The sequence below is a fragment of the Niallia sp. Marseille-Q9988 genome (assembly GCF_976954375.1).
Window position 1 is genome coordinate 59538 of sequence record NZ_CDRJSZ010000017.1, and the last position, 13887, is coordinate 73424.

The 13887-nt window shown below is 33.9% G+C and carries 11 protein-coding genes; all 11 read left to right on the forward strand.

The window, feature by feature from the left end; translation table 11 throughout:
- The first annotated feature begins 687 nt into the window (after positions 1-687).
- The 11 genes from ACWNMZ_RS22870 (at position 688) to ACWNMZ_RS22920 (ending at position 13728) form a co-directional block, all read left to right on the forward strand.
- Complete coding sequence (locus ACWNMZ_RS22870) at positions 688-2301, forward strand: peptide ABC transporter substrate-binding protein (RefSeq protein WP_031538213.1); 1614 nt, start codon at positions 688-690, stop codon at positions 2299-2301.
- 248 nt (positions 2302-2549) lie between these two features.
- Positions 2550-3485, forward strand: a complete 936-nt coding sequence (locus ACWNMZ_RS22875; RefSeq protein WP_235251667.1) for an ABC transporter permease — start codon at positions 2550-2552, stop codon at positions 3483-3485.
- 2 nt (positions 3486-3487) lie between these two features.
- Positions 3488-4405, forward strand: a complete 918-nt coding sequence (locus ACWNMZ_RS22880) for an ABC transporter permease (RefSeq protein ID WP_031538215.1) — start codon at positions 3488-3490, stop codon at positions 4403-4405.
- 12 nt (positions 4406-4417) lie between these two features.
- A complete protein-coding gene (locus ACWNMZ_RS22885; RefSeq protein WP_031538216.1) occupies positions 4418-5485 on the forward strand; it encodes an ABC transporter ATP-binding protein in 1068 nt (355 codons plus the stop codon).
- Entirely contained in the window at positions 5486-6421 is a 936-nt protein-coding gene (locus ACWNMZ_RS22890; RefSeq protein WP_031538217.1) for an ABC transporter ATP-binding protein, read from the forward strand.
- A 167-nt stretch (positions 6422-6588) separates the two neighbouring features.
- Positions 6589-7812: a putative glycoside hydrolase gene (locus ACWNMZ_RS22895; protein WP_035416518.1), complete on the forward strand. Its 1224-nt coding sequence runs from the start codon at positions 6589-6591 to the stop codon at positions 7810-7812.
- Positions 7813-7815: 3 nt separating this feature from the next.
- Complete coding sequence (locus ACWNMZ_RS22900; RefSeq protein ID WP_031538219.1) at positions 7816-8391, forward strand: GNAT family N-acetyltransferase; 576 nt, start codon at positions 7816-7818, stop codon at positions 8389-8391.
- A gap of 517 nt (positions 8392-8908) precedes the next feature.
- Positions 8909-9304, forward strand: a complete 396-nt coding sequence (gene spxA / locus ACWNMZ_RS22905) for a transcriptional regulator SpxA (protein WP_031538220.1) — start codon at positions 8909-8911, stop codon at positions 9302-9304.
- A 578-nt stretch (positions 9305-9882) separates the two neighbouring features.
- Positions 9883-10545, forward strand: coding sequence for an adaptor protein MecA (gene mecA, locus ACWNMZ_RS22910; protein ID WP_031539974.1), 663 nt, complete (start codon positions 9883-9885; stop codon positions 10543-10545).
- A 338-nt stretch (positions 10546-10883) separates the two neighbouring features.
- Positions 10884-12401, forward strand: coding sequence for a cardiolipin synthase (gene cls / locus ACWNMZ_RS22915; protein WP_031539975.1), 1518 nt, complete (start codon positions 10884-10886; stop codon positions 12399-12401).
- Between the two features lie 145 nt (positions 12402-12546).
- Complete coding sequence (locus ACWNMZ_RS22920) at positions 12547-13728, forward strand: competence protein CoiA (RefSeq protein ID WP_048716676.1); 1182 nt, start codon at positions 12547-12549, stop codon at positions 13726-13728.
- The last annotated feature ends 159 nt before the right edge of the window (positions 13729-13887 follow it).

The following is a 13887-nucleotide window of genomic DNA, read 5'->3' on the forward strand; positions in this document are numbered from 1 at the left end:
TTATTATAACCATTTTAGCATGATTAGTTGATATTCAAAGGCTGTTTTCTCAAAGTTTGTCGTTTTTCATAGAAAAAATGGTGGATTTCTATTAGTAATGTTGTTTCTAAAGGAGTGTTGAAGGTATACGGCATGTAAATTGGATTTAGTGTAGTAGATGGTAGATGCAGATTTAAAACAGCTTAGTCTATATGTGGAAGAAACAGAAAGAGTGAGCCAGATAAAAGAAAGATAAATGATTCGTCTAAAGGTAAATGAGGAAGATGAGAACGGTTAAATGAATTCTATGAATTAAAAAAATTTAGATAAATTTATATTAATATAATTATTCTGTAGATTTGTATATTTCTGATTTGTTTTTATTCTACAAAATTCTACATAGTTCTTGCGTAAAAAATATTCCAATTATATAATTGTGATTACGAATGGATTAGGTAGTTGTATTTTCAGACTTTTTAAAACACATAAGAATACATAAAAGGTTGAACTAGCGAAATAGTTATTTCGAAATAATAATATTGAACGCTATGTATGGGGGTTTGCATTTAATCGTTTTTAATACATCAATAGTCGTTTATTATAATTAACAGACTATTTAGGAAATGATTGCTTGTGTATTCTAAGGTTTAGAATGGGAAAGCTATTTTCGAAGTTCCATTTGAGGAAAATTATTTAGGGGGTAATTACATGAGAAAAAGAATGCTTGTACTAATGAGCTTAGTGCTTGTGCTAAGTGCATTTCTTGCTGCATGTGGTAATGACAATGGTGGAAGTGATAAATCATCACAGAACTTGCGCTTGAACATCGTTTCAGAGCCACCAACATTACATCCAGCACTAGCAACAGATTCAACGTCTGGTGGAGTGTTAATTCAAACGTTTGAAGGTTTAACTCGTATTGATAAAGATGGAGTGCCTCAGCCTGCAATGGCCGAAGATATTCAAGTTTCAGACGATCAATTAAACTATACATTCAAAATTCGTGAAGATGCAACATGGACAAACGGTGATCCAGTAACAGCAGCAGATTTTGAATATGCTTGGAAATGGGCTATTGATCCTCAAAACCAATCACAATATGCCTATCAATTATATGCCATAAAAGGTGCTGAAGCAGCTAATAATGGAGAAGGTAAACTTGATGATGTTGCTATTAAAGCAGTGGATGAAAAAACTTTAGAAGTAACTTTAGTAAATCCAACACCATACTTCTTACAATTACTAGCTTTCTATACTTATTTCCCAGTGAATAAAAATGTAGCAGAAGCAAATCCAGATTGGTATAAAGATGCTGGCGATGATTATGTTACAAACGGTCCTTTCAAAATGACAGAGTGGAATCATAGTGAGTCTATTCTTTTAGAAAAAAATGAAGATTATTGGGATGCTGACTCGGTTAAATTAGAGACCGTGGAAATGTCAATGGTAGAAGATCCAACAACGGAATTAAGCATGTTTGATAACGATGAGTTAGATTGGGCTGGTTTACCATTTGGTTCATTACCTACAGATGCTATTAAGGCATTAAAAGACAATGGGGACCTAAATATTAAAGCAATAGCAGGAACGTATTGGTATAAATTCAATACGGAAGAAAAACCATTTAATAACGAAAATATTCGTAAAGCATTAACATATGCAATTGATCGTCAAGCGATTGTTGAGCAAATTACACAAGGTGGACAAATCCCAGCTATGGCAGTTGTTCCTCCAACAATGTTTTCTGAAAACGAAAAAGGCTACTTTAAAGATAATGATATCGAAGCAGCAAAAGCGGCTCTTGAAAAAGGTTTGAAAGAGGAAGGCTATGATAGTGTAGAAGACTTACCAAAAATTACATTATCTTATAATACAAGTGAAGCACATGCTAAAATTGCGCAAGCAGTTCAAGATATGTGGAAACAAAACCTTGGTATTAATGTCGAATTAGACAACGAAGAATGGCAAGTTTACTTAGAAAAAATTGATTCTGGTGACTATCAGATTGGGCGTATGTCATGGTCTGGTGACTACAATGATGCATTTAACTTCCTAGAATTGTATCGTGATGCAGACGGCGGAAACAATGATACTGGTTGGGAAAATCCAGAATACAAAAAACTTCTTATTGCTTCACAAAAGGAAACAGATGAAGCGAAGCGTAAACAATTATTACAAGATGCAGAAGCTATTTTAATGAATGAACTTCCAATTGCACCTGTATATTTTTATACAAACACTTGGGTACAAAAAGAGAATCTGAAGGATGTAGTAATTTCAGGTTTAGGGGAAGCTCAGTTGAAATGGGCGCATTTTGAATAATAAAAGGAATTACTTTGTTCCGCAATCATGTTAGAAGGATTTCAAATTCTAATTGCATATAGAAATTGTTAAAAAATATTATTAAATTGTTTGTGTAATTAGGACAAGAAAACCATTCATGAACTACAAGATCAAAGAGATAAAAGAGGCTGTCTTATTTAACGAGTGATACACTAGGAAGCTCGTTCCCTAAGACATCCTCTTCCTTTCTAATTGGCGTTGTTTTAGAAAAAAATGGAGGTAAAACCATGATAAAGTACTTGACAAAACGTTTGCTGTTTATGGCGCTGTCCTTATGGTTAATCATTACAGCAACGTTTTTCTTCATGAGGATGGCACCGGGTAACCCATTTACATCGGAAAAGAAAATGCCACCTGCAATCGAAGCAAATTTAAATGCCCATTATGGTCTTGATCAACCTTGGTATGCTCAATATGGAGATTATTTGCTAAGAGTTGTTCAATGGGATTTTGGTCCATCTTTTAAATATAAGAGTCAGACTGTTAATCAATTAATCAATGAGGGCTTCCCCGTTTCCTTAGTATTGGGAGTCGAAGCCATTTTCATTGCTTTAGCAATTGGAGTAACATTGGGTGTAATTGCTGCATTAAGACATAATAAATGGCAAGATTATTTGGCAATGATCGTTGCTGTATTAGGAATCTCCGTACCTTCCTTTATAATGGCTGCTTTTTTACAATATATTTTTGCGATGAAGCTAGGTATTTTCCCTGTAGCAAGATGGGGAACATTTATGCAAAGTGTCCTGCCGGCAATAGCGTTAGCAGCTGGTCCAACAGCATTTATTGCCCGTTTAACTAGATCTTCCATGCTAGAAGTATTAAGCAATGATTATATTAAAACAGCAAAAGCTAAAGGAATTAGCGGCTTTAATATTACCGTAAAGCATGCAATCCGTAATGCGATTCTACCAGTTGTTTCCTACATGGGACCATTATCAGCTGGGATCGTTACAGGAAGTTTTGTTATTGAAAAAATCTTTGGTATCCCGGGACTAGGATCACAGTTTGTAAAAAGTATAAACAATCGTGATTATACAGCTATTATGGGAGTTACTGTTTTCTATAGTATTATCCTGTTAGTATCTGTTCTTCTTGTCGATATATTGTACGGATTAATAGATCCTCGAATTAAATTATCGGGCGGGAAGAAAGGAGAGTAAAGATGCAAGAAATTTCGAAAGATAAATTTGAAATAGTAGGAAATAGCAGCGTTGAATCAGAGAAGATTTCAAAAGCAAGTCTGTCTTTTTGGAAAGATGTATTTACTCGTTTTAAGAAAAATAAACTTGCAGTATTTGGACTTGTACTATTAATTCTTTTAATCGTCATGGCATTTGTTGGACCATTCCTTACGCCATACAATTACTATGAAAATGATCTAACAAAAACAAATCAACCACCAAGTGCAGAGCATTATTTTGGAACAGATGAATTGGGTCGAGATATGTTCGAACGTATTTGGTATGGGGCAAAGATATCCCTCTTCATTGGGATTGCTGCTGCATTAATCGACTTAGTGATTGGGGTAATCTGGGGCGGAATTGCAGGTTATAAAGGTGGTAAGGTTGATGAAGTGATGATGCGTATAGCAGACGTATTATATGGAATTCCTTACCTATTACTTGTAATCCTTCTAATGGTTGTGCTTGGACAAGGAATTTGGACGATGATTTTAGCGATGAGTATTACAGGTTGGATTAATATGGCTCGTATGGTCCGAGGACAAGTATTATCTTTAAAGAGTCAAGAATATATACTTGCCTCTAGAACATTAGGAGCAGGAGTATCAAGAATAATGGGCAAGCATTTAATTCCTAATGCAATGGGACCTATTCTTGTAACTTTAACACTAACTGTGCCAAACGCTATTTTTACAGAAGCGTTTTTAAGCTATCTTGGATTAGGGTTAACGCCTCCATTAGCTAGCTGGGGAACAATGGCTAATGATGGAATCGGAGCGATGCAATATTACCCATGGCGATTATTCTTCCCGGCAATGTTTATTTGTTTAACAATCTTTGCATTTAATGTTATAGGTGACGGAATCCGAGATGCTCTTGATCCAAGACTACGTAAGTAAGGAGTGAGATAAATGGAAAAATTATTAGAAGTAAAGGATTTACAAGTCTCATTCCATACGTATGGAGGAGAAGTGCAGGCAGTTCGTGGAGTATCCTTTGACTTATATAAAGGAGAAACATTGGCAATTGTTGGTGAATCCGGATCAGGTAAGAGTGTTACTTCTCAAACATTAATGAAATTAATTCCTATGCCTCCAGGTCATATTAAAGGCGGACAAATTTTATTTAACGGAGAAGATATTGTTCAAAAAACGGATAAAGAGATGGAAAGCATCCGTGGAAAAGAAATGAGTATGATTTTCCAAGATCCAATGACATCCTTGAATCCGACAATGAGAATTGGAACGCAAATTATGGAAGTGCTGATTAAACATCAGCAAATGAATAAAGAAAAGGCGAAAAAAAAAGCAATAGAACTTTTAAGCTTAGTTGGAATAGCAAAACCCGAAAAAAGAGTGGATCAATATCCACATGAATTTTCAGGCGGAATGAGACAGCGTGCGATGATTGCCATTGCTTTAGCTGCCAATCCACATTTGCTAATTGCAGATGAACCAACAACAGCATTAGATGTTACCATTCAAGCGCAAATTTTAGACTTAATGAACGATTTGCAAGACAAAATGGATACAAGCATTATTTTCATTACCCATGACTTAGGGGTTGTTGCAAATGTGGCAGATCGTGTAGCTGTTATGTATGCAGGTCAAATTGTAGAGATGGGTACTGTAGATGAAATTTTTTATGATCCAAGACATCCCTATACTTGGGGACTTCTTGCGTCTATGCCAAGCTTAGATAATGATAACGAAGATGAGCTTGCAGCAATACCAGGGACACCGCCGGATTTAACAAACCCGCCAGTTGGAGATGCGTTTGCAGCTAGAAATCCATATGCATTAGCTATTGATTTCGAACAGGAACCACCATTATATCAAGTTTCAGAAACACATTTTGTAAAGTCATGGCTCTTACATCCAAATGCACCAGCAGTAGAACCACCTGCTTCTGTTAAAGAGAGAATGAGAAAGCTACCCTCTAACTTTGAAACACCAGTATTAGTAAAGGGGGAGAAATAAGTGGCTGAGAAGTTATTAGAAATTAAAAATCTTAAGCAATATTTTAATGTGGGCACTCCTAACTTAGTAAAAGCAGTGGATGATATAACCTTTGATATTTTCAAAGGAGAAACGCTTGGACTAGTAGGAGAATCAGGCTGCGGGAAATCTACGACTGGGAGAACAATCATTCGTCTATACGATGCAACCGGTGGTCAAGTTCTATTTAATGGAGAAGACGTGCATGGAAGAAAATCAAGAGCAGATTTAAAGAAATTTAATCGTAAAATGCAAATGATCTTCCAAGATCCATATGCTTCATTAAATCCACGAATGACTGTTGCAGATATTATTGCAGAAGGCATTGATATTCACGGATTAGCGAAGAACAGAAGTGAAAGAATGGAAAAGGTATACGATTTGCTTCATACAGTTGGATTAAATAAGGAGCATGCTAATCGTTATCCCCATGAATTCTCAGGTGGGCAGCGACAAAGAATCGGAATTGCTCGTGCTTTAGCTGTAGATCCTGATTTTATCATAGCTGATGAACCGATTTCTGCATTAGATGTTTCCATTCAAGCCCAAGTTGTTAATTTGATGAAGAAACTTCAAAAGGAAAAGGGATTAACGTATTTATTTATTGCCCATGATTTATCGATGGTTAAGTATATAAGTGACCGTATTGGAGTAATGTATTTTGGAAAATTAGTGGAGATTGCTTCAGCAGATGAGCTATATAATAATCCGATTCATCCATATACACAGTCCTTACTATCAGCAATTCCTCTTCCAGATCCAGAAACAGAGCGCACAAGAAAAAGAACTGTTTATGATCCTGCGATTCATCAATATCAAGATGGGGAAGAACTTAAAATGCGAGAAGTAAAGCCAGGTCATTTTGTTTATTGCTCTGAAAGTGAATATAAGAAATATAAAACGCAAGTAGCTAAATAATGATTTTAAAAAAGGCGACAATCTCAGAGATAATGAGGTGTCGCCTTTTTATACTAGCACGGTGGCAAAAGAGAAAAAACAGTAATAGCCTAAGTTTGTTTGAGTTGTTACAATAAAAGGAATACATAATTTATACCAAGATAGTGGATAATGGATACTGTACATAGATGGGAGTTATCGCCGTGAATAAAAAACTAATATCCTTCGGGTTAACTATATCTTTATTATTCCCTAATGTCGCTTTGGCTAAAGGGGAGAAGGTCATTCCTAAACAACCAGTAAAACAAATGGAAGTTATGATAAAACAATTGCCAGCTACTTTACCAAGATTGAAAACCAATTCCTTTACTTTTTCATACCCAGATGCGGTAAGAGGTATATATGTAAATGCCCACTCAATTGGTGGGAGCAAGTGGAACCAATTAATCAATTTAGTAAAAAATACGGATTTAAATGCAATGGTAATTGATTATAAAGAAGACCATGGAAATTTGACCTTTATGCCGGAAGAAAGCTCTCCTTATCAGAAAATTGGGAGTGATTCTATAAAGAACATGAAAGCATTATTGGAACAGCTTGAAAAAGAGAAAATTTATCCGATTGCACGCATTGTTGTTTTTAAAGATTCAGTGCTGGCAAAGGAAAAACCAGAATGGTCTTTTGTTCAAGGGGAAAAGGTTTGGACAAATGGAAGGGGAGAAGCTTTTGTGAACCCCTTTGAAAAAAAGGTCTGGGAATATAATGTCAATCTAGCATTGGAAGCGGCGAAAATGGGCTTCCAAGAGATACAGTTTGATTATGTTCGTTTTCCAGAAGGATTTGAAAATAAGGCAGATAAATTAACCTATACGAAGGGTGATTATGAGAAATTAAATGTAACAGAAGGGGAAAAAAGAGTAGAAGCTGTTACAGATTTTGTTGAATATGCGAAAGGAAAACTCGAACCATATGATGTAAAGGTTTCTGTTGATATATTTGGATACACAGCAACCTTAGATCAAGCACCAGGTATTGGGCAAAACTTTTCAAAAATAAGTAAACATGTTGATGTTATTTCATCGATGATTTATCCAAGCCATTGGTCTTCCTATTTTGGCATTGAAAAACCAGACCTCCATCCTTATGAACTTGTGAGCGAGTATATAAAAGTCGAAAAGCAAAAGTTAAATCAACTTGACAAACCGCCAATTTCAAGACCATGGCTCCAAGACTTCACAGCGACATGGCTTGGTAAAGATAATTATCAAGTATATGGACAAGAGGAGATTCAAAAGCAGATACAAGCCTTAAATGATCAAGGGGTTTCTGAGTTTTTATTATGGAATGCTGGAAATAATTATACAAAAAATGTTAACTATATACCGAATAACAAAGAAGAAAAAGGAGATTAATAAATGCATTGGTACGATAAACTTAATGAATATTTTCCTGTTGAAGAAATGAAATCGCAAGAACATATGGAAGCTTTGCTTAAGGATTTTCCAGAGTATTATCATAAGGATGAAGACAAATATCATGTGTTGATGTATGTGGAAGCGGAGGACTTTATTTTTATAGATTATTTATTTGTTTCTAATGAAGCCAGAGGGCAAGGTCTTGGACATCAATTAGTTGAGAAGCTAAAAAAGAAGGGGAAACCAATTATATTAGAAGTGGAACCTATAAATTATAAGGATAGTGATACAAAAAAGAGATTGAAATTTTATCAGCGTGAAGGATTTAAACATGCAAAAACGATTGGTTATAGACGGTTGTCATTAGCAACTAGAGAAGTAAATGCGATGGAAATTCTCTATTGGGCTCCAAATAATGAAGGAGAAGATGTCGTTTATCAGGCATTGGTAAAGACATATAATAAAATTCATACATATAAGGATGTCCATTTTTACGGGGAAGCTTATGAACCAGTTGAAAAAGTAGTGCAATTGAACGATGAGGAAGAACAAAAAAACATTTTTGACGAAATTTAATTAGCTTGCAAAGATAAAATCCCCTTGAGGAAGATAGGTTGAGGATGAACGATCTGTAAAGGTCGTATTTTCATTAAAACATTTTAATTGAGAATAGAAATAGGTTTAATGAAAAGAAATAAGGGGTATTAAAAAATAAGGTCATTTTTAAAACAAATATCCTAACAGATACCGTAAATTTTTGAAACTTTTTTTGTTTTCAAACGTCTATAATGATAAGCAACAAAATAAGAGAGGAATTCGTACAAGTATAACGAGTTTTTCTTACATAAAGGAGGAGAACACCAACAAACATTGCAAAGAATAGAAGCTTATAAACAGAAAAAAATCATACTTGTGGATAATTTTTTCAAAACATATACCATAAAGCAAATAATTAGTGTATAATAATTAATATAAATTACTTGATTGAATTAATTATAATTTAAGAATTTTCGAAAAAAAAATTCAAGTTATTTATAATTATAATGAATGTAGTTAATTACATGTCTAAATAAAGGGAGCGTGAATTTGTAAAATGGTAACATTATACACTTCACCAAGTTGTACATCCTGCAGAAAAGCAAAAGCATGGTTAGAGGAACATGAAATTGCTTATAAAGAAAGAAATATTTTCTCAGAGCCTCTTTCAATTGACGAGATAAAAGAAATTCTTCGCATGACAGAAGATGGAACCGATGAGATTATTTCAACAAGAAGCAAAACTTTTCAAAAACTAAATGTGAATTTAGAAACAATGCCGCTACAAGATTTATTTGGCATTATTCAAAATAATCCAGGGCTATTAAGACGCCCAATTATAATTGATGAAAAAAGGCTGCAGGTTGGGTATAACGAAGATGAAATTCGTCGATTCTTACCAAGAAAAGTTCGTACTTTCCAATTAAGAGAAGCTCAACGATTAGTTAACTAATTATAAGCAAGTATAAAAAGATCTGACTTTATAGGATGTGATTTTATCATCCTTTGGTCAGATTTTTATTTTTTATTTGGGAAATAGGCTCAATCCTATTAATAGGAAGAGAAGCGACGAACGAATGCTTTGTAAAAGTTTAAATGATTAGCTTAAACTGAAAATCAATATGTTTGGATAAAACGGATAGTTATTTGCTTTTTCTTTTTAGTTTGAAATAATTTCTATGAGGTAATACTACTAAATATAACGAAACAGGAATAAGGTATTAAAAAGAAATAAAACCTGAGGCTGAATGAAGCTGTGCTTATTTTAGAAAATTGAGAATTGTGAATGTTTTTTGAATGGGTATTTAATGGTTTTTTTCGATCCCAAGATATTTTAATTCCATTTATACAGCTTTTGTCATAAAATATAAGGTACAAGGTACAAGGTACAAGGTACAAGGTACAAGGTACAAGGTACAATACAAGGAAAATATAAATTTTTATTTCAGAACGATTTATTGTAAGGAATAAAACAAATCTGTATGGGGGTCTCTTGTCCCTTCCATCATAGTCTGAAGGGAGTGTTAGCGTATGGAAATTGAAAGAATTAATGATCATACAGTAAAGTTTTATATTTCGTATATTGATATAGAAGAACGTGGTTTTAAGCGTGAGGAGATTTGGTATAATCGGGAACGTAGTGAAGAACTATTTTGGGAAATGATGGATGAAGTGCATCAAGAAGAAGACTTCATGTTTGATGGACCATTATGGATTCAGGTTCAGGCATTAGAAAAAGGGTTGGAAATTCTCGTTACAAAAGCACAGCTTTCAAAAGATGGACAGAAGTTTGAAATTTCTATCCCTGAGGATAAGTTGAAGGATTTACCAGTAGATGAAAGATTTGAAGACTTGATGGATCAACACTTTACCATTAAAGATGGGGAAGAAGAATACGATGACAGTCTTGAATTTATACTAACATTTAAAGATTTTGAGGACATCATCTCCTTATCCAAACTACAGGGACTAGAAGGAATTGATACCAAACTTTATACCTATAATGATAAATACTACTTATTTGTACAGTTCCTTGACGAAGAAATACCAGAAGAGGAAGTAGAAAATGCATTAAGCATTTTATTAGAATATGCTCAAGAAGATTCCAAAATGACAATTCATGTTCTCCAAGAATACGGAAAAATAATTATTGAGAACGAAGTATTTATGGAGTTAAGAAAATACTTTCATTAAATAATAGGGATACAACAATAATATTTCGAAGTGAAGAAGAAACTCCACAATGTTCGGTTAGTGCCTTGCATTGTGGAGTTTTTTTGTATTTAGGCTAAAGAAACTCGGCGAAGGCATGTATAATTGTCATTCCTTTTGAATAGATATAGACACCTTTAAAAACTAGAAAGTAAGCTTCATTTTTCAAGTAGTCTTGCGTTCATAAATGTTCTTTTCAAAAGAGCAATTTAGCAGCTTTTAAAGCGAGTATTAAATTGACATTGTGGGTAAATATAAGGGAATAATAATGAATAGAGCTAAGCTTAATGTAAGTAAATGGGAGAATGGCGGTGTTTGCTATGAATCATACTGCTAGGTTAGGATTATTTTTTGTTGTTGCAGCTCTTTTTGTTTATGTGTTTAATTTATTTTTTTCTATTCGGGGAGGAATTTACGGGCAGTTAAGTTTAGTAATAAGTTTATCAGTGATTTTTATTGGATTTGTTATATTTTTTGAAAATAGACACCCAACACAAACACTAACATGGTTAATTGTTTTAGGAAGTTTTCCGATTATTGGTTTTGTCTTTTATTTATTCTTTGGCAGGAACTATCAGAAGGAAAGAGTTTATCGAAAAAAATACTTTTTGGATAAAGAAGCATTTCTTAAGATTGAGCAAGATATTGGTTCTAAATCAGAAGAGAAAAGAAAGATTCTAGACGGACATCAACGCAATTTATTTCACCTAGCTGAGAAGCTTGGAAATAGTCCAATCTCCTTTGGTACCTCAACACAGGTGTTAACAGATGGTGAGGAAACATTTTCTACTATTTTAGATGAACTGAAGCGAGCGAAACACCATATTCACATGGAATATTATATAGTAAGAGATGATGCAATCGGTTCTCAGATTAAGGACATATTAGTTGAAAAAGCAATGGCTGGGGTACAAGTTAGATTTTTATATGATGCAGTTGGATCTTGGAAGCTTTCTAAAAGGTTTTGCCTAGAAATGAAAGAGGCTGGCATTGAAGTAATTGCATTTGGGCCTGTTAAAATGCCTTTTTTTAATAGCAAATTTAATTTTAGAAATCATCGTAAAATTATTATTGTGGATGGAAATGTGGGCTTTGTTGGTGGGCTGAATATTGGGGATGAGTATTTAGGGAGAAATCCTTCAATTGGATATTGGAGAGACACTCATTTACTTGTGAAAGGTAATGCAGTAAGATCTTTGCAATTAATTTTTCTCCAAGATTGGTTCTACATGACTAGTCATAGTTTTTTAACAGAGGAATACTTAACACCTGTTTCTGAGGAAAATTCACATGGTGGAGTACAATTAATAGCCGGTGGTCCTGACAATGAATGGAGTGTTATTAAAAGTATATTTTTCAGTATGATTACGACTGCGAAAGTATCGATTTGGATTGCCACTCCATATTTTATTCCAGATGAGGACATTTTTTCTGCAATTAAAATAGCATCTCTAAGTGGAGTGGATGTTCGCATACTTGTACCTAGTAAACCAGATAAACGAATCGTTTTCCATGCTTCTCGTTCCTATTTTCCAGAATTATTAGAGTCAGGTGTAAGGATTTTTGAATACAATCGAGGATTTATGCATAGCAAAATTATTATTGTGGATGGAGAAATAGCCTCCATTGGGACTTGTAATATGGATATGAGGAGCTTTCATTTAAATTTTGAAGTAAGTGCTTTTTTATATAAAACAAGGAGTATAGAAAAACTAGTAAAAGATTATAAGGAAGACATCAAACACTCACTTGAATTAGAAGTGGCGAGCTTTAATAAAAGGCATTATGGGTATAGGATGCTTGAATCCACTTCTAGATTATTGTCACCATTGTTATAAAGCAAGCCTTGCAACAGGGAAAACTATCTTTCTTGGACAAAGATAGTTTTTTTGCATTTTTTACATGAAAATTAATATTCTTGAAGGATTCGGAAGGACAAAAAAGAATAAGTATAGGAAAGAAATCAAAGGGAGGGATTTGTATTTGTTTACTGCCATGACCGAAAAAGGAAGCATTATTAATTTATTTACTATGAGAGACAAGGAAGAACTAAAAGCATGGAAAAATATTCCGACATATTGTCCAGAATGTAAAGGACGTGTCATTTTGAAGATGGGGACAAAAAAGATTACTCATTTTGCCCATGAAAGGAAAGACTGCTGTTCAGGTAACGGAGAGGCTGAGTCTTCCTACCATTTGCAAGGGAAGCTTCAATTATATCAAAAATTACTTCAAGTAAATCTTCAGCCAGAATTGGAACCATATTATCCAGAAATAAAGCAACGGGGAGATATCAGCTTTATCTTGCATCATAAAAAGTATGTAATTGAATTTCAGTGTGCTGTCATTTCTCCTCAATTAGTAAAAAAGCGTACAGATGGCTATCGAAAAATAAATATTCAGCCCATATGGATTATTGGCTTTAATCAAATAAAAAAATGGAATCCAATCAAATTGAAACTTACTGCTTTTATTTTTCAATTTCTCACTTTCTATCAGAGCCAGTATCTTCTACCAATATATTGCCCATTTAATAAGGTCTTTTATTTGCTTCACAATCCCATTCCAATCTCCGTCTTTCAAACTTTTATCTCTACTTCTTCCTATCCCTTAGTGAAATTAGAGAAAAGTCTCCCGAAAATTCCAAGCATGAATATCCATTATTCCTATTGGCGTGAGCTACTAAACCGCCAAAAAACAAAAGATTTACATTATCCTACTAAGACGAATGATCATTTTTTAAAAGAACTCTATGCCGGTGAATTACATCCTCATTTTTTACCACCCTTTATCGGAATCCCTGTGAAAGAAGGTTTCCTCTTTGAAACACCACCACTATTCTGGCAAGCATATATTTTTCTCGATAGCTTTTGTCTTAATGATGAAAAGAAAATTTATCCACTTCAAAAAGTTTATGATTTTTTTCAAAAAAGAATAAAGGCAGGACATATTAAAATAAGAGAGTTTCCTTTTCTAGAAAACATAGAATGGAAAACCGTCGTTAAGCATTATTTACAAATGCTTGTGAGTATCCAAGTTTTGGAAGAAGTAAAACCCAATTTCTTTCGACTTCTTCATCAGAAAAAAATAAATAATTATGAGAGACAAACACAAGAAGAAGTACTGTTTTATCAGCGATTAAAAAATATGATGGATAAGCAATAAATGATAATGAAAAAGGAGAAATTACATATGATAATAGTATTGGTCAAATGCTTATAATCGGAATTAAACCGGAATTTTGTTACAATAAAGAAGGAATTAGTTTATAAAAAGAGAACTATGTATTATGGTTTATTTTCGAATTACGAAGGATAAGAGTGG

Bases quoted from the DNA above. Each gene is read 5' to 3' on its own strand.
- ACWNMZ_RS22870 (WP_031538213.1), top strand. From the start codon at position 688: ATGAGAAAAAGAATGCTTGTACTAATGAGCTTAGTGCTTGTGCTAAGT.
- ACWNMZ_RS22875 (WP_235251667.1), top strand. From the start codon at position 2,550: ATGATAAAGTACTTGACAAAACGTTTGCTGTTTATGGCGCTGTCCTTA.
- ACWNMZ_RS22880 (WP_031538215.1), top strand. From the start codon at position 3,488: ATGCAAGAAATTTCGAAAGATAAATTTGAAATAGTAGGAAATAGCAGC.
- ACWNMZ_RS22885 (WP_031538216.1), top strand. From the start codon at position 4,418: ATGGAAAAATTATTAGAAGTAAAGGATTTACAAGTCTCATTCCATACG.
- ACWNMZ_RS22895 (WP_035416518.1), top strand. From the start codon at position 6,589: ATGGGAGTTATCGCCGTGAATAAAAAACTAATATCCTTCGGGTTAACT.
- ACWNMZ_RS22900 (WP_031538219.1), top strand. From the start codon at position 7,816: ATGCATTGGTACGATAAACTTAATGAATATTTTCCTGTTGAAGAAATG.
- spxA (WP_031538220.1), top strand. From the start codon at position 8,909: ATGGTAACATTATACACTTCACCAAGTTGTACATCCTGCAGAAAAGCA.
- mecA (WP_031539974.1), top strand. From the start codon at position 9,883: ATGGAAATTGAAAGAATTAATGATCATACAGTAAAGTTTTATATTTCG.
- cls (WP_031539975.1), top strand. From the start codon at position 10,884: ATGAATCATACTGCTAGGTTAGGATTATTTTTTGTTGTTGCAGCTCTT.